This is a genomic window from Ensifer sp. SL37, assembly GCF_026672675.1.
Taxonomy (GTDB): Bacteria; Pseudomonadota; Alphaproteobacteria; order Rhizobiales; family Rhizobiaceae; genus Ensifer; species Ensifer adhaerens.
The window spans coordinates 16460-35259 of sequence record NZ_JAPPRN010000002.1 but is presented as its reverse complement, the minus strand read 5'-3'; the positions used below and the strand labels follow the sequence as shown (position 1 = coordinate 35259).

Genomic DNA, 18800 nt, shown 5'->3' with positions numbered 1-18800 from the left:
GACAACTCCGCTAAAGGGCCACGATCCTGGCGAGCATATCTTGCGTAAAATTGAGAAGCTTGTTGGCCATCCAAGTACCAGACACAGCGAAAACGACCACGATAACCGTAAGCTTGGCCGTGAAGGCCAATGTCTGTTCTTGCAATTGCATCACGGTTTGGAAAAGCGCGACGATCAACCCGACCACGGTCGCGCCGACAATGATCGGCATGGACAGGTAGAATACGATTGCGACCGTGCTGTTTGCCAAAAACACTACATCTTCCGGAGACACGGTCAGCCCTTCGCATAGCTTAAGACGAGATTGTGCAACAGAATCGCCCAGCCGTCTGAAGCGACGAAGAGCAGAATCTTGATCGGCAAAGAGATCATCGTTGGCGGCACCATCATCGCCCCCATGGCCAACAGAATATTGGACACGATCAAGTCCACGATGACAAAAGGCAGATATAGAAGAAACGCGATCTCAAAAGCGCGCGTCAGCTCGGAGGTGACATGGGAGGGCAGCAACACGAAGATGTTGGTGCGGGTAATTTGGTGATGCAGCGTCTCCGGCCACAGCTTGCGGGCAGCATCCATGAAGAAGGAAAGCTCCCGTTCGCTTGTAAAGCGGGCAAGATATTGCGAGAAATTGCGCGCCAGAATGTCATAGCTTCCAACGACATCCTTCCATTCTGTTAGCTTGAGATTGGCGCTTTGCATCTCCCTGATGACGCTGTCACCAAGCGGCACTATGATGAATATGGTGAGTGTCAGGGCGATCGAATTGATCACCATACCTGAAGGGGCCTGCTGAACACCGATGGCGTTGCGCACCAGCATCAGCACGATCGAAATCTTAGTGAAGGCCGTGCCCATAACGACAAGCATCGGCAACAGCCCAATTGCCATGACCGCAATTGCTGCAGGCAAAACCGCCGGGAAGGTTTCATCCATCTTGCACGGCTTTCGAACCTGGCCACTGCGTTATTTGCACACCGACGTGATCTCCGAGCTGGACCAGGTGGCCGCATCCCATACGCAGACCGTTCGCTGTGATGACAACAGGCGCGTTCAAGTCCAACCGCAGGTCCACGGTGCTCCCGGCGTCAAGTTCGCGCAGTTCGCCCAAGGTGACGCGCTGCGAAGCCAACAGGAAATCGAGCTTGACGGGCAGCTCCTCGAGGGTATGCCCAAACAGCTGCTCATTGTCCAATATGTTTCCATCCGACATGCTGTATTCGGCATCACTTTCATTCATGGTCGGCTCTCTTCGTTCAGTGATTGCATCGGCCAACGTCAGTTCGCCCTGCGGGCCGATGTGAGCGGAAAATGTAGCCACGCCCGGAATCCTTGCTGTCGCGGAAATAGTGTTGTCGAGCATCGGCGCAAGCAAAATGACATCGCCGATCGCAAGGGCCTGATAGCGGCTCGCCAAAACGATACGGGACGGAAGGCCAAGATTGCAGATGAAACCCGGATCTATTGTCCTGCGCCGATATCGGCTCAAGGCCGGCAGCGGCGTCAGCCTGGCCTGTGACGCCAGGCCGACAAGGTCCAAGGCGAGGTTGCAGTTCGTATCCTCCACAAACGCCCGTCCGGCCAGGGTCGTTGGGGCGGACGCCCATTGGATTTGCTCATTGCTTTGTAAAACAGAGATCGTGTCGATCTCAGTGTCCACACCCAATTCCTTAGCCCACTGGCTCACGACAAGCGTCGCCCGCCATGGCGCGAGAAATATCTCAGGGTCCTCAGTCCGCCAACCGGGTAAAAAGACATCGCTCAAGGTGTCCAGAAAACGGCGTTCCACCGCCATCGCAAGCTGTCCAAAAGATCCTGAACACCTGATCTCGATTTGCAACGCAGATGTGTCGACAGCGCCGCCCCAGGCAAGGCTCAGACCCGCATATGGGTCGGAAATTTCTTCTGCAATCGAACCGTGATGGAGCGGCACATTCCAGGTCGCAGCGCACAGACTGTTCATCGCTGCTGCAATCTCGGGCCGTAGCGAAATAATGCTTGCTCTTTCAAGCATCACTGGCGCCCCCTTTCATGACCAGCTGACCTAGATCCTCGTTGTCCGCTTCTTCCCTTAAAACCTTCAGCATTTGCTCATCAATGCGACTGCTATCCACCATTTCTTCGCATCTGAGAAAGCGCTTTTGCGCTGCCTGCATTTTAGATTCAGTCCTCTCGGCAAGACGCAACGCATGTTGCCTCGCCTGGTTTTGCCTTTCGGCTTCCTTGGCGAGCTGTCTGGCGCGCTTTTCCGTTTTGCGCAGCGTTTCCTCGACGGCCGCTAGTTCATGCATGGTAACGGACGTATTGAGCAGTGATGTCAGAAGGTCGATCTCAAGTGTGCGCACTTGCTCGCGGAAGTCATCGATTGCCTTTTTCGCTTCAGCGGCGCTCGAGTTTGCGCGAGCAAGCGCGGCTTTGGCCTCCGACATTTCTCGGCGGGCCCGTTTCAATCGACGGTCGCGTACCTGAAGCACCAGAGCGAGTTCGGTCACCGGGCGACGACCTCCAGCAATGCCTCTAAGGTTTCGTCAAAGCTCGAATATTCATCAATTCTTTGACGGAGAAACGCCTCTACTGCCCGCCTTCGGTTGATGGCATCATCGGCCAGCGGGTCCAGCCCCGGGGTGTACTCACCCATTCGTAGAAGCAATTCGACTTCGTCATATCTGGAAAGCAGATCTCTGAGCCTTTCAATGGCCCTCCTGTGATGAGGGGCCACGATCCGGTCGAGCACGCGGCTCACACTCGCTGCAACGTCAATAGGCGGATAGTGCTCGGCCGACGCGAGCTTACGCGACAAAATGATGTGGCCATCAAGCAAGGAGCGAACTTCATCGGCAACCGGTTCGTTCATGTCGTCGCCTTCCACCAACACCGTGTAAAGCGCTGTGATAGAGCCTCTTTCGGCCGGCCCCGCCCGCTCCAGCAAGAGCGGGAGTTGTTCGAAAACAGATGGCGTGTAGCCTCGGCGGGTCGGAGGTTCTCCCGCCGACAAACCGATCTGCCGCAAGGCTCTGGCAAAGCGCGTGATACTGTCCATGATGAGGAGTACCTTCTCACCGCGATCACGAAAATATTCGGCGATGGCCGTTGCCGTGAAAGCGGCTTTGGCTTGCTCAATTGCCGCCCGATCCGAAGTGGCCACGACGACGACACAGTTCTTTAAAGCGTCGGCGCCAAGCTGGTGATCGATAAATTCACGGACTTCTCTGCCTCGCTCTCCAATCAACGCGACTATGCAACGGTCATACTGGGCATTTCTTACAAGTATCGACAGAAGGGTCGATTTTCCCGCTCCCGCGCCAGCGAAAATCCCCATGCGCTGCCCTTCGCCGCAGGTGAGTAGACCATCAATCGCTCTAATCCCGAGGCTAAACGGTTTGCTAATAGGCACTCGGGACATCGGATGCGGCGCGAAGCGGTCGCACGCAAAGGAGGTGGTGTCCGAAAGGTCGGGTCCGGCGTCAATCGGCCGACCAAGAGCATCGAGCACCCGGCCTGTGAGGCACTCACCGACGCCCACCTCAAACTCCGGCATAACGGACTCGATCGTCGAGTTATGAGAAATGCCACGCGTACGCCCGTAGGGCGTCAAAATAGCTTCGTCTTGGTCAAAGCCCACCACCTCGGCAAGAATAGGTTCCATGTCGCGCCGAGAAATGGAACAGATTTCTCCAATGCTGAAATTGCCAGCTGCCTTTATGAGAGGACCGGAAGCTTTGCACACACGACCCTTTCGCCGGAACAGCGGCGTTGCGGTCGGGCTGTTTTCGAATTGGTCACCCGACATTGTTGCTACCTCGCGTTTCCAAGTTGAAACGCGCAGACAAGTTCGTCGACCAGAACGGGTATGCTGACGTCAATGACTTGTGAGCCTGCGTAGATCAGGCAATCGCTTTGCGGTAGTGACTCATCGGCCTGATAGCGGATGAAGCCTTCTGTCCCAAGCAGGGCACCGTATGCTTTAAGAGCAACTTCCAACTCCACCGCGTTGGCCGGGTGGGCCATGATCACGACATCCGGGACCCCGCGAAGTTCACGCAGGACGGTGTTCATTGTCTTGTCTAATACTTCGGCCCTCGGCAGCTCGCTCAGAACACGCAGGAGGCACTCGCGCAAAATGGCTTGCGTATTCTCAAGAAAGTGTAGCCGGCTTTGCTCCAACTCCTCCGCAACCGCCATGATCCTGGTAAGCCCGGCGGCGTAGCCTGATATGCGAGCAGATCTCTCCGTTTCCACGGCCTTCAAAATGGCGCGACGGACAATTTCCCTTGCTCGCTTGTCGGCCATTTGTCCGAGCCGCTCGGCTGAAACGAGCGCCTCTACGAGATCGGCCTCAACGATGTTGTCTGCAGGCAAGATGACACCGCTATCGATGCTAATAGACCGCATTTGAAGACCCCTCACCAATTACACGGCGGAAGGCCTCCAATGCGTAGTCGACAACCTTGCGTCGATCACCGTCTTCCTCAGACAGGTACGCCGGTTTCGGCAAGCACTCGGCAGAAGGGCGATAGTTCAAACGCTGTAGATAGGCGCTGGGGAGAATGCCAAGCAGGTAGCTCAGCATTGTCTGGGCATACTCGTCGAAGGCTTTCAGAGATGCGACTGAAAGGACGGCTATCCGGTCGAAACTTGGCAAGCCTGCGAACCGAACAAGGGAGGCCATGTCTTCAATGCCACACCAATTTGCGACGTCGCGCAGCAGCTGCGCATCGGTGCTGCTCAGTATTGAGCGGCGATTGATAAGGACTGTCATAATCTTGGTCACCCGCGTACGCTCCTCGGGAGAGCTCATCGTCACCTGACAGCAAAAGTCCGCAAAATGGTCCGTTACTCCACTTGGAAGAGGCTCCAACAACGCACGAAAACGTTCGTCGAGCTCGCTCCTGAGAAATCGATCGGACAGCATCAACCTCGTGAACTCAATGTTCGCCAGACCAAGTTCGGCGTGCGCACGCTCAACGGCAATGAACTGCGAAGGCTGCGTGTCAAAACCGCATGTCATGCTGTTTTCCTGGTATTGCGGGCCCGGAAAAAAAACGTCACGCCGAGGGCCGCGCAAACAGCGCTCAGCAAGCTAGCGGCGGTCACCGCCAACATGGCTCGATTGAAGCTGCTCGACCGCAGTGCAATACCGGCGACATCGATCAGCTCCGGATTGACGATCGGCAACGGATCGACGGCGGATACGACAACTGCGACGCGATCATACTCGACCCCCTGTACACTGAAAGCGACGAGCTGCTTGATTTGCGGAACAAGCTCTGCAGTGATTGCGTCTCGAGCGATCAACACGAGGACTGAGGCGCTTGGTGGTATGGGCTCGGAGAAAGGCGTGTCCTTTCTGGAAGTCACGACGTGAACATCTGCCGACACCACGCCTGGAATTGAGGAAATTGTCGCTGACAATTCCTCCGTGAGCGCGAAATTAAATCGTGCCCACTCCTGAAGTGGACTCGATATGAGACCGTCAGCGGAAAACACATCTCCCATCTTTGCAAATTTGCGACGAGGCAGGCCCGCACGTTTCAATAATTCCACTGCCTTGCCAAACTGTGCCTCGTCCACAAGCAAAGTAGACTTGTTGTCTTTCTCCTGCTGTTTGGAGGCCGAGATGTCGTTGGCCAGAAGCATGGCCAACATCTCATTGGCTTCGCTCTCCTCGATTCCCGCATGCAAATCGACCTTGCACCCACTCATTGTGAGCAATGCGGACAAAAGCAGGGCAAACTTGGCCCCTGAGAGCGAACGACCATTTAGGCGTCCAGGTGCCTTCTGCCTGGCAGTCTTCATTACTGAGCCGCGAGCAGTTGTTGAACGCCAGCCATCGTCTTGCTAATCGCCTTGAGTGACAAGTCAAGACGCAATCTGTCGGCCTTGGATTCAACTTCACTGCGAACGACCTCCCTTCGTTCAGCATGCAGCTCCAGGATCTTGTGCTTGACGGTCTCGATCATCTTGATCTGGTCGGGGTCGGTAAACTGCTGATCCCACTTCCTGAATTGCTCAAGAACCGGCTTTGGCAAACTCATGAGAGGACCTGACGGATCGAGCGCGCCCTTTATGCTGCCGACGATACCTTCCTCTTGCGATCGCAAGCTTTCGGCCAGACGATCACCCAAGCCATTCAGACCTTGCGCCGAGGCGGTCGTGGAATGCTGATTGTACAACGTTAGCGAGATGCTCATTTGACTTCCCTACAGACAATTATTGACCAGCCCAGCTGCTTCTTCGGGAAAGAATGCGGTGCCCATTCGCGGCTTGCCGGACTAAACATGCGTTCATGGCTTCTTCGAAAAAGATCAACTTTTCTCTTGGCTATCCTGCCGCAGTATGACGCGTAGGATGTAAGTGCCTCTGGTCCTGGCCACCCGTCGCTCATTTGATGAACACTTTCTGCTCGGATCCGTGGACATTCACAGTTATGAAGTCGCTATCGATGCTGACGAGTACGGCTTTTTCCGCCAATTGGTTGCCGGGCCGCACGACTGTGCTGTCGTTGAGCAACACATAGGGATACTTCCCCAACCAAACCCCTGCAATTGCGCCGCGGATTTGGTCAAGCTCTGCAGAAGAGGCCGACTTGAACCGCACCGTGACCAATCCAGGAACGTCGCTCCTGAGCGCACGAAATGTGTCATAGCCGGCCTTGCCTTCTCCGGAAGGAAGAGTAACCGTCAAGACCCCGTTTGCCATGGAAACGATCTGGGCTGAGGTCAAAGTGTGAGACAGCACCAAGGCCGCAGCACGCTTGAGTTGCTCATCAACTAGAATTTCAGCCCTGAAAGAGAAGGGCAACGACCTCACCTTTCGCTCAGCGTCGCTGCGCCCCGTCTCATCGGCCACCCGCAATGTCGCGCTCCAGGTACCGGAGACGAGCTTCAGGTTCTCGTAGCGCACATTCACTTCAGCCAAACTGCGGCGCACCGCCGTTTCCGACGAGAGGTCGCCTTGCGTTGCCGTGGGTGCGGGGACTTGCGGCCCCTGCTCTCCACCTGCCGACGATCGATGGGCGCCCAAGAACGGGATTACGAGCATGCATGCGGAGGCAAGAACGAGACCAAGCCGCGGAACGTCAGAACGCTTCAGGTAGCGCGAAACGCGACGAGCCGTTGCGCGCTCTGACGCAACACCTTGCAACTGCAGACACATGCCAGATATCCATAGTTTGTCATCGACACCCCAAACAACGCGACCACCGACGTGCAAGCTCTCCCTTCCCTTGGAAGAGCGCTCAATCTCTAGCGGTCCTTCGGCGATCTTGACGACCTCAACGGCCCCACTTTGAACATGCAGCATGAAATGTTGCGACTGCACGGGCAAGTCCAGCAACACTACGTCGCAATCCAAACTCGACCCCACAGTGAACGAACCCGCCTCAAGGCTAAAGGAGCGATCCTGCATTTCCGCGCTAACGACCTTGACGACGATCATATTGCTTTACTCGCCGTAACCACTGCACCTGGCAGATGAATTGACGTGACACCCCCCACAGCGCTGAGCCGGATTACCAACTCGACACTGCGTCTTATGAAGATCGAAGCGCAAGACACTCTGCAGCCTGTTCGAATTGCTGACTCTATCGCCAGAGGGTCGAACCCGCATGTGACGTGGACATATCATAAACTGCACTCCTATGGTTATTGCTTAACGAAGCATTTGCTTATACACAAATAGGCGTTTGGGATTTTGGGCTCGCATGTCACTGACATCCGCCGTTTCATATGCCCGACGGCGGGAAGCCCCAGGACAAGCCCAACCCTTTCCCATAGCCATGCCCGGCGCGCGGACTTGAACTCGTCAGGCGCCCAAGCCACATGGCAGCCCAGACCCCACCGTTTTCTGCTAGCGCCCGCCTCTGGGCAGCGCGCGATAAAAACCCTATCAACGCCCGCCGCCTGCTTGCATTGTAACCGATGGCTCCATCGAACCCTGATCGCCGCGGCCGTACAAATGGAGTTGCCTAATCCGCTATCTCGCCGCGGAGCCAACCTATGGCGGCTCCATTCATCTACAGAAGCGCCAAACGAGAGGCATTCGGCCAAGCCCCTCTCGGCGAAGGCTGACAGCAACACATTAAACCGTAGAGCAGGCCTTTAGCGCCATCCTAAGAAAAAACCGGCGTCCACAAAGAGGACACCGGCCAGTTGCGCCTCTAGGAAGGTCGCGCAAGCCTCGCAGCCTGGAACCTTATATGCAAAAAAGAAACAGGGCGTAGGCTTTCATCTTCGAGCACCGTGCGTGCGCTGTTTATTACAAGCGGGACCGCAGTCACTCTTCCACCTTCGTGCGCACTCGTTCCTCCAGCGCAACGACCGCAAGACGGCCCTCTTACAGCCTGCACCACAACTAATTTAACTATTAGCCAACGACTTGGTACGGGTTGTTGCCAGATGGGGTTGAGGTTTTTTCGGTGGCGGTTTCCTGCAGACTGAATGGATCGGGGAGGTTTTAGGTGCCCTATGCGTGGCTTGCTGCAACCGCTGCTGTTTTGGGAGAGATGCTCTCCTTTGTATACGACCGTATCGCGCCCCTAATCCCCGGAACAGAAAAATGCGCTCAAGACACCTCCACGTGGTGGAAAATCAGCGGAGTGGACAATCCGACCCGCATGGAGAAACACATCTTTTTAACAGAAGAGCCGTCCATACTATGTGCCCTTAGTCTCGCGGCGAAGCAAACGCCGGGCCTGGCAGACCTTGCAACGATTGAGCGGGAGGCCCAAACGCAAAGGTCTTACATCATGGTCGTTCTCAAGGCTCTCGAAACTTACGGCACAAACGAGGAATGCGCCAAGACGAGGTTGATGTTGCGAGACGCCGACGCCCTCTGCGCGCACATAGCACGGCTAAAGGTTTCGCACACGCGTGGCGACAGATCGACAGCGTCGCCGAGCAACCAGCAACGCCCGCGCAACGCGATGAACCTTAAAGACAGGCGGCTGCGAGCACGAATTGCCAGTTATGCCCTTCATCCGCTCGGCGCAGACAGACAGCCGCCAGACAGGCAACTACACCCACTTCAGCGCTCGGCCCCTGGCAAGGACCCTGTCGGTGGTGAGACATCCACCTAGACGAGCTGTCCCCCAAGTCTCTGGGGGCTAAGTCATTTGCTTGCGTCACCAGCCGAGGACACCGATCGACGTCAACTTCGTCATGCCAAGCCTCAGGCTGTGGCAAGGGCCAATATCTCTCGGACTTGGAACCCCACACGGTTCTGCGCTATCATTCTTTGGCGGAGCCTGCATTCTCAAGGTCGCTACTCGTGTGCTGTGCGAAGTTCAAACTCCAGCAGCGCCTTGCGAATTTCGATAGCCGTCTTGCCCTGTGCAAGCAGAGCTGCCGCCAACTTGGCGTTTGGGGCCAGAACGTGCCGGCTAGGCAACGGAGCCTGCGCATAGATATGCTCAGGGTGCAGGCCAGATCGCCTGAGGCGTCGTACGTAATAAAGCTGGCTATAGAATGGAACCACGCGGTCTTCCGGATCCGAGATCACATAAATCTCGGGCGGGTGGTCTTTCCTGATCTGATCAACGCCCTCAACGGGATCGTAAAAACTCTTGGCATTGTAGAGAATCTTTCCCGGGATCTGCCGCTTGTGCTCCCAGAAGGAAGAGACCTGCTTGACGGAAACAAGACCCGACGAAATCACGGCCGCTGAAATGTCGGACCGCTCGTTAAGGAGCGCTGCAACGATCTGCCCGCCGGCAGAATGCCCCGTCAAAATGAATGACGTGATCCGATATCGTTCTTTTATCGAATCGAGCGCCCGTGACATCAGCGAGATCTCCCGATAATCTCTTCGTTTATTGTGATCGCCAGATGAACCATAAATCCCGGGCCGGGCAATGTAGACTGCCGGGATGTTCGCTTGGCTTGACCATTCCACCATGTCTGAAGTGAGTTTGGCGGGCGAAGAGGAGGAATATGACGAGGCTATGTATCTGACGCCTTTCGAGGTCCGCATCAGGACGTCACCACCGAAGTAGACGAGCACGCTCCTGTTTCCGGTCTCCTTCAGTCCATGTTGGTAGTAACGGATACAGTCGCCCCTGCCCCCGACTTCAAGCCATAGGCAATTGTTTGTGTCGGCACAATGTTCACGCGAACTGAACGAACCGTTGAGCGCTTCCGTCGCGCTAAAGTTCTCCGCTCCATACGCCATCACCAGTTCACGCGGATTTGTGCGCTCAAACGGGCCAAGCGTGGGCTGATCGGCGAGAACGCCTCCCGAGGAGCACGGCACGCCGAACATGACAAACAGGCCGCGCAAGCCGTACCATTTCATAAAACGCAATGCGCGTGCCAGTCTCGTTCGAACAAAGCTTGCGGCCATATACAGCTATCCTATTGACCAGACGATGCAACGACGCCTGAACCCCGTACGGTACGAACTATCTGTGCTTGCTGGAGGCTGTCGTCCTGGCTCCCAGGCCTCCAAGGAAAAGCTATCTCTCTTGACTAGGCGTTTCAGATAGACGCTTGATCCAGTCCACCACACTGTGGATGCGCGTGCTATGCGACCCCTTGAACAACAACATATCACCGTCGGTGAGGTCGCTTAACAAAACGCTCTTGAGCTCATCGAGCGAGTGTGCCCAGCACCCTTGCCTGGAGGCAGATATCAACGGCCAAAACCCTTCATAGTGCTGTCCCACGACATAGACCTTGTCGATAGCATATTGCTCAACGAGGGTGGCAAGGGCGTTGTGGTATTCTTTCGTCCCTGGACCGAGTTCGGCCATCTCTCCGAGCACTGCTACTTTGCGGCCGGCGTTCTTGCGCTCCCCGAGGTAGTGAATGGCGGCTGCCATGGAGCCTGGGTTCGCATTATATGCATCATCAACGATCGTAAGCTGTTTTCCGCCGACATGAATGACGTGCTCGGTGCCACGTCCCTCGAGCGCCGAGAAGCTCCGAAGCTGCTCGAGTGCAGGTGCGACGGCATACCCAAGACCGTAGAGCGCAGCGAGCACAGCCAAACTATTGAGCGCCATGTGGGACCCGCCGGCCCCCAACTCGTACGTGAATTTTTCGCTGTGGACCAACGCAGTCACTTCGCGCTTGCGGGCAGAATAATCAACAAGACGAAACTCGCATTCATCGCTCGAGCCGTAATGCAGAACGCGCAGCCCTCTGGCCCGGGCAGCCTCGTAGACGATCCGCCAAGCGCTCATGTCCCGGTTGAGAACAGCAATACCGCCCGGCAACATACCTGAGAAAATTGCACTCTTGGTTCGGGCAATGTCGGCGATAGAGCTGTGCTCGCCGAGATGGGCGGGCAAGACATTGGTGAAAACTGCAATATCCGGACGCGCCATTCGGGCGCTCTGCCCCATCCGACCGATCGCAAGCTCAAGAACGATGTGGGGCACAGTCCAGCCCATTGAAGCTAGATTCCAAGCCACGCCGTGGGGCAAATTGGCGTTGTGACGGGTTTGCTCGGCGCCGCCCCAAGGAACAAGCGCGTGGCGCAGCATTGCAACTGTCGTTGTCTTGCCCGCACTTCCCGTCACTGCCAAAACCTTGCCAGAAAATTTAAGGCGCGCGTATTCTCCCATCGCAAGGATCGCACCACCCGTATCTGCCACCCGAAGCAAGGGTAGGCCCGGCAAGGCCTTGTCGTCGATGGAACTTGCAATGATGCCAGCCGGCGGCGGCCGCAACCTTTTAACCGCCTCCAGGGCCGCGCCTTTATCCTGCGGTTCGCCAGATCGGACCACCATCATATCGCCGGGCTGCATCGTTGGGGGATGAATGCACAACCCCGTTGCGCTAAATCCTACTGGAGGACGCACAATCCACTCTCCGCGCGTCGCCTCGCACAGACGATCTGCCGTCCACTCGGGTCCGGGTTTTGAAACCATCCCCATCAGACCGCTGTTTCTGACATGCGCAAATCCCCTTGCGAACTTTGTTGGCCCGACGAACGCTCCAAATAGTCCAGATATGCAACATAGCCGGACAAATAGTGTTCGACATCATCGATGCGCACGCGAAACGAATGATGCCGAATGAAGAAGCTGCCCTGGATCTTGGCCGGATTGGCAAAATACATGGCAACTTCTGGCCAGAAATAGCCATTGAGAAGGTAGTGCGCGCGGTGGTCCAGCGCTGCGTAGAATTTTTCCAGGTCAACCGCTTCCATGAGATGGGCAAACTCCGGCAGCAGCCGCAGGCGAGTGACCATTTTTTCCGCCGCCATCATCAACTCAAGCAGCGTCGGGAATGTCGTGATCCGGTTGAGAACAAAATCCAAATGCCCGACGAAATTCTTGAGGCCGAACTCAAAGTACTTTGCTTCCGCGCAATGGAGCGTGAGCTCGTTGACGCAGTAGCTCAGCCAATGGTCGTGCGCCTTCCAGTGGTCGCCAGCCAAAAAACAGGTGAAAGCCTTGCGTACCGGTTCCAGCCACCGCTCCTCCCCGGTAAACCCGTAAAGCCGCATCAAGCCAAAAGCAGCCTCGCCGTCGTAGTATATTGTACGAAACTCTTCTCGCAGACTGAGCGAAGGATAATTGTATATGTGGCGAAGCTTTCCGGACGACGGATCCTGCATGTACACGATCCCTTCCGCAACCTGCCGCAACAGGTCAATGTAGCGCTTTGTACCTGTCAGTTCGCTGTACTTGACGAGCGCCAACAGGCAAACGCCACTCGCACCGAGCTTAATATCCGCGTCTTGATCGACCAGGACAGAGACCGCAACGCCGTTCGCGTCAACGGTTTTTATGATCACCGTCGTCAGGTATTCAAGCGCTCTGTCGATCGCAGCCTTAAGGTCGCTGCATTGCGTCACCTCCCATGCCTCAATCATCGAATAGAGCGTGCTGGTGTGGCGCAAAACATTATAGGTCGGGATCGGGCGGTCGAAACATGGATGCCAGCCATACTGAAATCGACCGTCTGGCAGAACTTGCGTGGAAAGGTAGGTACTGGCGCTCTTGATCAACAGGCGCACATCCACAGGCTTTAGCTGGCTAAGCACACGCCGGCCGGCATTCGGCCCGACACCGTGGATCAAATGAACATCCTGATCAGAACCGGTGGCAAAGGCGCCACGCGTCGAGAAGACGAAAACGTCTCCCTCGGCCTCGAACCCCACCTTCAACAGACCATGTCGCGTTTTCGCATAGCGCCTAAAATTGGCAGTATTGAGTACGGCGTGGCTCGTCGCGCCCCCTTCATAGAGCATGGCATTGGCGTTCAGCTCCATCTCGAGGAACGCTCGGCTGAACGAAGGGTCCAGTGAGATCCCATAGCGGAAGTAATTGCGCTTGGTCGCCACGAGCCTTAGACGCAAATCCGCCCATGTCGTCTTCTCGACGGCCTCCACCCAATCGACGCGCAGCCACCGAACGGCGATCTTTTTTGCGAGCGCCGAGCGATAGACATCCCGCGCGCCGCGCCGCCAAGCACCAGCAAAATCCTGCCCTGTCGCGGTAGAAACCTCGGCACGGGCCCTCCCATCGCTTATTGAAAAGAACAGCACAAACCGCGGACCAGGCCCAGACAGCGCGACCACCTGCCGCTCAACCTGTGGCCGCACTCTCGCCAGGAGACTATGTATTTTCATCTCTTCGTTTTGGACCCGCTTGCTTCACAATCGAGACCCTCATATGGGCAAGCACCCATTCGAGATGAGTTCTACGTGCGCCCCATGAAGACCGTTCTAGCCAGCGAGCCTAGAGGGGGCCTTACTTATGGCCAAATAAGGTGAAACAAACAACGTCCATCCATTGATTCGCCTTTCGGTGCGCTCACATCGGCCTGATACAAGTGCGACCACAGCAGCTGACTTTATTTGCACAACTCTTGTTCGAAAGACCCATCACGGCCTTGCGTTGGAAGGCCCTCGAAGGACGCTGCGGTGAAGCGCAAATGCGAAGATGCGGTCAACAACCGGGACGCTGGGTTTACAGCCGCTCGTTACATGCCCGTAGACGTCGCGTCCGGTTCTATCGAAAGATATCCTACAGGATAGATGACCACGTTTGGATCGATTTCCTGATACGACAACACGGGTATGTAGATGCCATATTCTGCAAGAATGGAATTGATGACCTGGCGAATGTCCTTTTGAGAGAGCAAGACTGGATCGCGGCCGAGGATGAAGCCGTCGCTTACGATCCTCTTGGCCTGGTTCGCCATATGTGTCGAAATTGATGGCTCGACGAGAACAAAACTCCCATCGGTGGTGTTGCGCATGCCTTCACGAAGGCACGACTCCAACGTGGGTGCTATGACAATCGCCGGCAGGAACCCATCCGGCGCGAAGCGTTTGCTGATCAGGTCGGAAATCTCGACGCGGACATTTTGCAAGATGTAGTACGGATCCGGTCGCTTTAGCGACCACTCCAAGATGGCCTCGAGGATTCGAACGCGATTGACGATGGGCAAGCGCTCTCGCAAGAGCATCTTCAGCACTGCGCTGATCTGGCTGTTCGACACATTATCGCGCAGGTCACTGGCCAAGGCTGGATGGCTGCGACCAGTTTCTGCAAGCATGTTGGCGATATGCTGGACAGATGCAAACTTTTCCAGCTGTTCCGCGACAACCCGTTTTATGTGCAAGCAGAGCTGCTCAGTCGCACTCCAATATTCAATGCCTTCTTCTCGCAATTTGGAAACGTACGCCTCGGAGACATACGCGCCTTCGCGGGCGCCGAAGTGAGATGTGCACGATATGCCGAGAATTTCGAGGTAGCTTTGATTGGCTTTTACAAATACTTCGGTCGGCTTTAGCTGTCCGGCCCCAACCATCTCCTGTTGGATGAAAATCTCATACCTATCCACGCTCGCTTCGGCAATTTCCAAGAGCCAATAGCCCGTCAGAACACCGTACTCTTCCTCCAGAATCCGTCTGACGTGATCGATGGTTGCACAAAAGAGCGAGACGTCGCCCGTGCGTATGCTTGGGGGCAATCGGATCTTCACAGTCTCTTGCGACCCGGTGCGCAGCTGATATTCACGATACTGTCTGCGGATGGCCTCAAACTTCGAATACCAGTCTCGATCTGCGTTCGCGGAGGCCTGGATTCGTTTGCGCTTGCCCCAAAGGACACCCCCGGCAAGTGCAGACCCAATCAGCACGAAGATGACGGTCGGAAATCCGGGCACCAGACCGAACATAGCGATCAGGAGGCCGGCAATAACAATGGTTCTGCCGTTTGCCGACACCTGGCGGCTGATCTCTGTTCCAAGATCGATACCCTCAGGATTAACGACACGCGTGAGGATATTGCCCGCCGCGACAGATATCAGCAGAGCTGGAATTTGGGCAATCAGGCCGTCGCCAACCGTCAGCAGCGCATAGAGCTCCAGAGCATCGCCAAAGCTTAGCCCGCGTTGAGCCATGCCGATCGTGATCCCACCAAGAAGATTGATTGCAATGATCACCAGACCGGCAATCGCATCTCCTTTGACGAACTTCATGGCTCCGTCCATGGAACCGAAAAGCTTGGCTTCCCGCTCCAGGCTTTGCCGCGCCTCACGTGCCTGCAACTGGTCGATGTTTCCAACACGCAGGTCAGCGTCAATACTCATCTGCTTGCCTGGCAACCCGTCCAACGTGAACCGAGCGCCGACTTCTGCCACCCGATCCGCACCCTTGGTGATCACCAGGAACTGCACGACCGTGATAATCAGGAATATCACCAGTCCAACAACCAGGTTTCCCCCGACCACCACTTCGCCGAAAGTCGCGACAATTTCCCCTGCATTGCCATCGATGAGGATAAGTCGGGTGGTGGAAATCGAGATTCCCAGGCGGAAAAGCGTGCTGACCAGCAGGAGCGACGGAAAGGTCGAGAACTGGAGCGGGTTATGAAGCTGGAGCGATATCAGGATGATGATAATGGAGGCGCTGATATTGACCGTGATCAGCACGTCCATCAACACTGCCGGGAGTGGCAGTATCAACATCACGAGGACGAGCGCAAAGACAGAAACAAGATAAATGTCTTTTTGCCGCCCCAACAGGGGGATCAGTTTCGATAGCCTCATGGTTGATTAACGCCAGCCCCGTTGCTCGTCACAACCTCCGGCACCGCCGCTTCCGCAGCAACAATGCTTCCGCCTCCCCGCAAGATGGTAATTTCGGTGCGGCTTGCCTTTTCAACCGCCTCGACGGCCTTTTTCACCATATCTACGTAGGATGGAGGGCCGGAAACAAGAAATACATGATTTTTGAGGTCGTAGCGGTGGATGAATTGGGGTTGATACACCTCCAGTCCCGACAGCGCTTTAATAACGCTGGCGCCATTGGTGAACTCAAGCGCAAAGACTTCAGTCCTGACCGCACTGCTGGGGCTGAAATGGAGGGTGGAACCGTCGAAGAACCATACCAGGCCAAATTCACCCGCGAGTTCCTCCAGATACGCGCTGGTTGAAAGGTCCGTGCGATGGGTCTTGCTCAGTTTTCCCGAAATGGTCGGATCGATATCCACCGCGATCCCGAGATTTCGTCCGATAAGCCGCAGAACGGCGACGAGATCCTGGCTCGTGCTCACAAAATCGTACCGCTGACCGGCGCGCGGCAGCCGCGGAGCTTCCGCCAAAGCGCTGGACGCGCAAAGTGCTGCGATGAGGCTCCAGATCAAAGCGGTCCGGCGAACGAGTAGCGCGTCTGCGCGATGTCTCAACATCAATAAACGAACCCCGCCGGACCAACCAGCTTAACACTTGCAGATCCCGATCGCCGGTTTGCGTGCACCTTTTTGTCGAGAATGAACTCCAGGTTGGTTTGCGATGATGGCAAAAGCTCCTTGACACTCGGCTTCTGCAGCTCTGCGACGCGAGGCGTGACAACAACCACCAGGTCACGTTGGGCCGATTCGATCTGATCCTTTCCGATGACCGTTCGCAATGCGTTTGCACCGAAACCTTCGCGCGGCTTTTGTATGTTGGCAGACGTATCAAGACGGGAAAGACCCGCCACAACGAAGCTGCGGCCGCTTTCGAGATCCACATTTGTGGTAAACTTGCGCGCTACCAAGTTCGGAAAGCTATTGCCATTGATTTGGCGAGCCGTCGCCTGCGCGCTCGATGCCTCGGAAGCGATCTCGAGGCTTATTTTTCCGCTTGGCAGAACGACGGGCGTGAAGCTCAGATCGATGCCGACAAACTTGAAATCGACACTGAAGTTGCGCGCATCGGAACCATCTCCAGCGGCAAACACCGGCATTGCAAGCTCCTCGCCAACAGAAAAGTTGGCCTTGCGGTTGCTGACCGTTGCAAGTGTCGATTCTGCGGCGACGGTCGCGACCCCGTTGGCGATCAGCAGGCTGATGACCGAGTCGACGCTGGTCAGGTTGCCAGACTGCTTATTGGTGTTTGCGGCCGCGAGAATTGACCAGTTTATTCCGTGGCGCTCCAGCTGGTCGGCCCGGACCTCCAAAAGCTTAACTTCCAGCTGAACAATCTGACTCTGCGCAACAGAAATCTCGTCGATCAGGGCACCGTCAGGCACTGCCGCGCGAACTGTTGCGAGGACATCCTGGTGCGTGCGCTCATCGCTGACGGTCCCCGAAACGTAAACACTCCCTCGCGCCGAGCTCAGAGTGACAGCCTCGCCAGCAAACCGCTTGTTCAGCGCGCGACGAATTTCGCTGAGGTTGTGGACAACCACAAGATTGTACTGGAATAACGTCTTGCCGGCTATATCTGCAGCAATGATCGTCGTCTCGCCGGGTGCTTTGCCATGGACATACACTGCCTCTCCTGGCGAGGAGGTGATATCGGCGATGCTCGGATCGGCTACAAAAACGGATTCGGCGTTCGCCACCCTGCCCAGCCGCAGCCCCTTGCCGACTTCGACCACGAGGTTCTGCTGCCCGACAGCAGGAGCTGCAAACACGAGCCAAGACAGGAATGAGAGCAGTCCAGCGCAACGCATCAGAGACCTTGTTCGATTTGGGGCAAACCGTGTTTTGCGAGGCTGAGCGATGATCATTGTACCATTTCTTTCACCGAGACGATCTGAAGCCGCATAAGCTGGTCGTAGCAGCCCATCGCTCGCACCCAATTGGGTTGCGACAAGATGCTTGCGAGACTGAGAAACAATCCAAAGCCGATATGCGTCGCTGCTTGGGCAGAACCCATTTCGCCCGCCAAGAGCATGAGCTCTTCATGCCTTGTTTTTACCGCCGCAGGAACGCCAATCTCGGGACCAAGCGCAGCTGCGCCATCAACGGCACCCGACCCCAGAAAACCGGCCGCATCGTCCGACCTTGCGGACGGCTTTTTGCGCCGATCAACCCTTGAAACGGCGTGCAGTTTCGGCGCCGCCTGCTCACTGGCAACCTCCCCCGCCTCAGGGGTTGCCGCCCTGGATAAAGAAAGCGGCGCGTCAACTCGGCCAATTGTGCTCAAGACAGATCTCCCTGGTGAAGATAGGCGCGAAGCGCCACCTGAGCGTTGTTAAGACTGGGATTTTCCTGCAACATTACCCGAGCCCTCAAGTAAGACATGTTGCGCGTAACCTCGCCGCCCGCCGCGAGCACTGTCGCCGCCTCGTCTATTTGCCCGTCAAGCAGCAGCGCGCATGCATAGACTTCGCTAAAGCGAATGTCCTGGGGAAACAAAGTCACCCCTGCTCGCCCATAAAGCAGCGCCTTGCGGACAAATTGAACGCGAAGATTGAACGACGAGAGCATAAACAAAATGTCAGCTGCGGGGTCCATGAGAGCCTAGCTTGAAACCTCGATTCGATCCCAAACGCTAAAGATTATTTTACTTATGCGAAAATAGGGAATTCTAAGACGCCTTCGAAGAGCGACGTCTGGCTGCCCCATCGGT

General features: G+C 56.0%; 18 protein-coding genes. All 18 read right to left on the bottom strand.

Features of this window, described 5'->3' with window-relative positions; all coding sequences use genetic code 11:
- Window positions 1-10 precede the first annotated feature (10 nt).
- Window positions 11-274: a type III secretion system export apparatus subunit SctS gene (sctS, locus tag OVA00_RS07905; RefSeq protein ID WP_326494120.1), complete on the bottom strand. Its 264-nt coding sequence runs from the start codon at window positions 272-274 to the stop codon at window positions 11-13.
- 2 nt (window positions 275-276) lie between these two features.
- Window positions 277-936 carry a type III secretion system export apparatus subunit SctR gene (gene sctR / locus OVA00_RS07900; protein ID WP_268088544.1) on the bottom strand — a complete coding sequence of 220 codons (660 nt, stop codon included), beginning with the start codon at window positions 934-936 and terminating at the stop codon, window positions 277-279.
- Entirely contained in the window at window positions 929-2014 is a 1086-nt protein-coding gene (locus OVA00_RS07895; RefSeq protein WP_268088543.1) for a FliM/FliN family flagellar motor switch protein, read from the bottom strand. Before OVA00_RS07895 ends, sctR begins: the two co-directional genes overlap by 8 nt.
- Window positions 2007-2492 carry a hypothetical protein gene (locus OVA00_RS07890; RefSeq protein WP_268088542.1) on the bottom strand — a complete coding sequence of 162 codons (486 nt, stop codon included), beginning with the start codon at window positions 2490-2492 and terminating at the stop codon, window positions 2007-2009. The genes OVA00_RS07895 and OVA00_RS07890 overlap by 8 nt, the downstream gene beginning before the upstream one ends.
- Entirely contained in the window at window positions 2489-3790 is a 1302-nt protein-coding gene (locus tag OVA00_RS07885; RefSeq protein ID WP_268088541.1) for a FliI/YscN family ATPase, read from the bottom strand. Before OVA00_RS07885 ends, OVA00_RS07890 begins: the two co-directional genes overlap by 4 nt.
- Before the next feature lie 5 nt (window positions 3791-3795).
- Window positions 3796-4392, bottom strand: a complete 597-nt coding sequence (locus OVA00_RS07880) for a hypothetical protein (RefSeq protein WP_268088540.1) — start codon at window positions 4390-4392, stop codon at window positions 3796-3798.
- A complete protein-coding gene (locus tag OVA00_RS07875) occupies window positions 4379-5008 on the bottom strand; it encodes a hypothetical protein (protein WP_268088539.1) in 630 nt (209 codons plus the stop codon). Before OVA00_RS07875 ends, OVA00_RS07880 begins: the two co-directional genes overlap by 14 nt.
- A complete protein-coding gene (gene sctJ, locus OVA00_RS07870) occupies window positions 5005-5796 on the bottom strand; it encodes a type III secretion system inner membrane ring lipoprotein SctJ (RefSeq protein WP_268088538.1) in 792 nt (263 codons plus the stop codon). The genes OVA00_RS07875 and sctJ overlap by 4 nt, the downstream gene beginning before the upstream one ends.
- Window positions 5796-6191, bottom strand: a complete 396-nt coding sequence (locus OVA00_RS07865) for a hypothetical protein (protein ID WP_268088537.1) — start codon at window positions 6189-6191, stop codon at window positions 5796-5798. The genes sctJ and OVA00_RS07865 overlap by 1 nt, the downstream gene beginning before the upstream one ends.
- Before the next feature lie 190 nt (window positions 6192-6381).
- Window positions 6382-7437, bottom strand: a complete 1056-nt coding sequence (locus tag OVA00_RS07860; RefSeq protein ID WP_268088536.1) for a hypothetical protein — start codon at window positions 7435-7437, stop codon at window positions 6382-6384.
- Window positions 7438-9261: 1824 nt separating this feature from the next.
- On the bottom strand, window positions 9262-10338 hold the full coding sequence (locus OVA00_RS07855; protein ID WP_268088535.1) for an alpha/beta hydrolase family protein: 1077 nt from the start codon (window positions 10336-10338) through the stop codon (window positions 9262-9264).
- 112 nt (window positions 10339-10450) lie between these two features.
- A complete protein-coding gene (locus OVA00_RS07850; RefSeq protein WP_268088534.1) occupies window positions 10451-11746 on the bottom strand; it encodes a UDP-N-acetylmuramoyl-tripeptide--D-alanyl-D-alanine ligase in 1296 nt (431 codons plus the stop codon).
- A 128-nt stretch (window positions 11747-11874) separates the two neighbouring features.
- Window positions 11875-13551, bottom strand: coding sequence for a hypothetical protein (locus tag OVA00_RS07845; protein ID WP_268088533.1), 1677 nt, complete (start codon window positions 13549-13551; stop codon window positions 11875-11877).
- 380 nt (window positions 13552-13931) lie between these two features.
- Window positions 13932-16007, bottom strand: a complete 2076-nt coding sequence (locus OVA00_RS07840; RefSeq protein WP_268088532.1) for a flagellar biosynthesis protein FlhA — start codon at window positions 16005-16007, stop codon at window positions 13932-13934.
- Window positions 16004-16603, bottom strand: a complete 600-nt coding sequence (locus OVA00_RS07835; RefSeq protein ID WP_268088531.1) for a hypothetical protein — start codon at window positions 16601-16603, stop codon at window positions 16004-16006. Before OVA00_RS07835 ends, OVA00_RS07840 begins: the two co-directional genes overlap by 4 nt.
- Window positions 16604-16647: 44 nt before the next feature.
- Window positions 16648-17955: a pilus assembly protein N-terminal domain-containing protein gene (locus OVA00_RS07830; protein WP_268088530.1), complete on the bottom strand. Its 1308-nt coding sequence runs from the start codon at window positions 17953-17955 to the stop codon at window positions 16648-16650.
- On the bottom strand, window positions 17952-18374 hold the full coding sequence (locus OVA00_RS07825; RefSeq protein WP_268088529.1) for a hypothetical protein: 423 nt from the start codon (window positions 18372-18374) through the stop codon (window positions 17952-17954). Before OVA00_RS07825 ends, OVA00_RS07830 begins: the two co-directional genes overlap by 4 nt.
- On the bottom strand, window positions 18371-18685 hold the full coding sequence (locus OVA00_RS07820) for a hypothetical protein (RefSeq protein ID WP_268088528.1): 315 nt from the start codon (window positions 18683-18685) through the stop codon (window positions 18371-18373). Before OVA00_RS07820 ends, OVA00_RS07825 begins: the two co-directional genes overlap by 4 nt.
- Between the last annotated feature and the right edge of the window lie 115 nt (window positions 18686-18800).

What these genes read in the sequence shown, in the direction of transcription:
- sctR (WP_268088544.1), bottom strand. Translation starts at nt 936, where the DNA reads ATGGATGAAACCTTCCCGGCGGTTTTGCCTGCAGCAATTGCGGTCATG.
- OVA00_RS07895 (WP_268088543.1), bottom strand. Translation starts at nt 2,014, where the DNA reads ATGCTTGAAAGAGCAAGCATTATTTCGCTACGGCCCGAGATTGCAGCA.
- OVA00_RS07885 (WP_268088541.1), bottom strand. Translation starts at nt 3,790, where the DNA reads ATGTCGGGTGACCAATTCGAAAACAGCCCGACCGCAACGCCGCTGTTC.
- OVA00_RS07880 (WP_268088540.1), bottom strand. Translation starts at nt 4,392, where the DNA reads ATGCGGTCTATTAGCATCGATAGCGGTGTCATCTTGCCTGCAGACAAC.
- OVA00_RS07875 (WP_268088539.1), bottom strand. Translation starts at nt 5,008, where the DNA reads ATGACATGCGGTTTTGACACGCAGCCTTCGCAGTTCATTGCCGTTGAG.
- sctJ (WP_268088538.1), bottom strand. Translation starts at nt 5,796, where the DNA reads ATGAAGACTGCCAGGCAGAAGGCACCTGGACGCCTAAATGGTCGTTCG.
- OVA00_RS07865 (WP_268088537.1), bottom strand. Translation starts at nt 6,191, where the DNA reads ATGAGCATCTCGCTAACGTTGTACAATCAGCATTCCACGACCGCCTCG.
- OVA00_RS07860 (WP_268088536.1), bottom strand. Translation starts at nt 7,437, where the DNA reads ATGATCGTCGTCAAGGTCGTTAGCGCGGAAATGCAGGATCGCTCCTTT.
- OVA00_RS07855 (WP_268088535.1), bottom strand. Translation starts at nt 10,338, where the DNA reads ATGGCCGCAAGCTTTGTTCGAACGAGACTGGCACGCGCATTGCGTTTT.
- OVA00_RS07850 (WP_268088534.1), bottom strand. Translation starts at nt 11,746, where the DNA reads ATGCAGCCCGGCGATATGATGGTGGTCCGATCTGGCGAACCGCAGGAT.
- OVA00_RS07840 (WP_268088532.1), bottom strand. Translation starts at nt 16,007, where the DNA reads ATGAGGCTATCGAAACTGATCCCCCTGTTGGGGCGGCAAAAAGACATT.
- OVA00_RS07830 (WP_268088530.1), bottom strand. Translation starts at nt 17,955, where the DNA reads ATGATCATCGCTCAGCCTCGCAAAACACGGTTTGCCCCAAATCGAACA.
- OVA00_RS07820 (WP_268088528.1), bottom strand. Translation starts at nt 18,685, where the DNA reads ATGGACCCCGCAGCTGACATTTTGTTTATGCTCTCGTCGTTCAATCTT.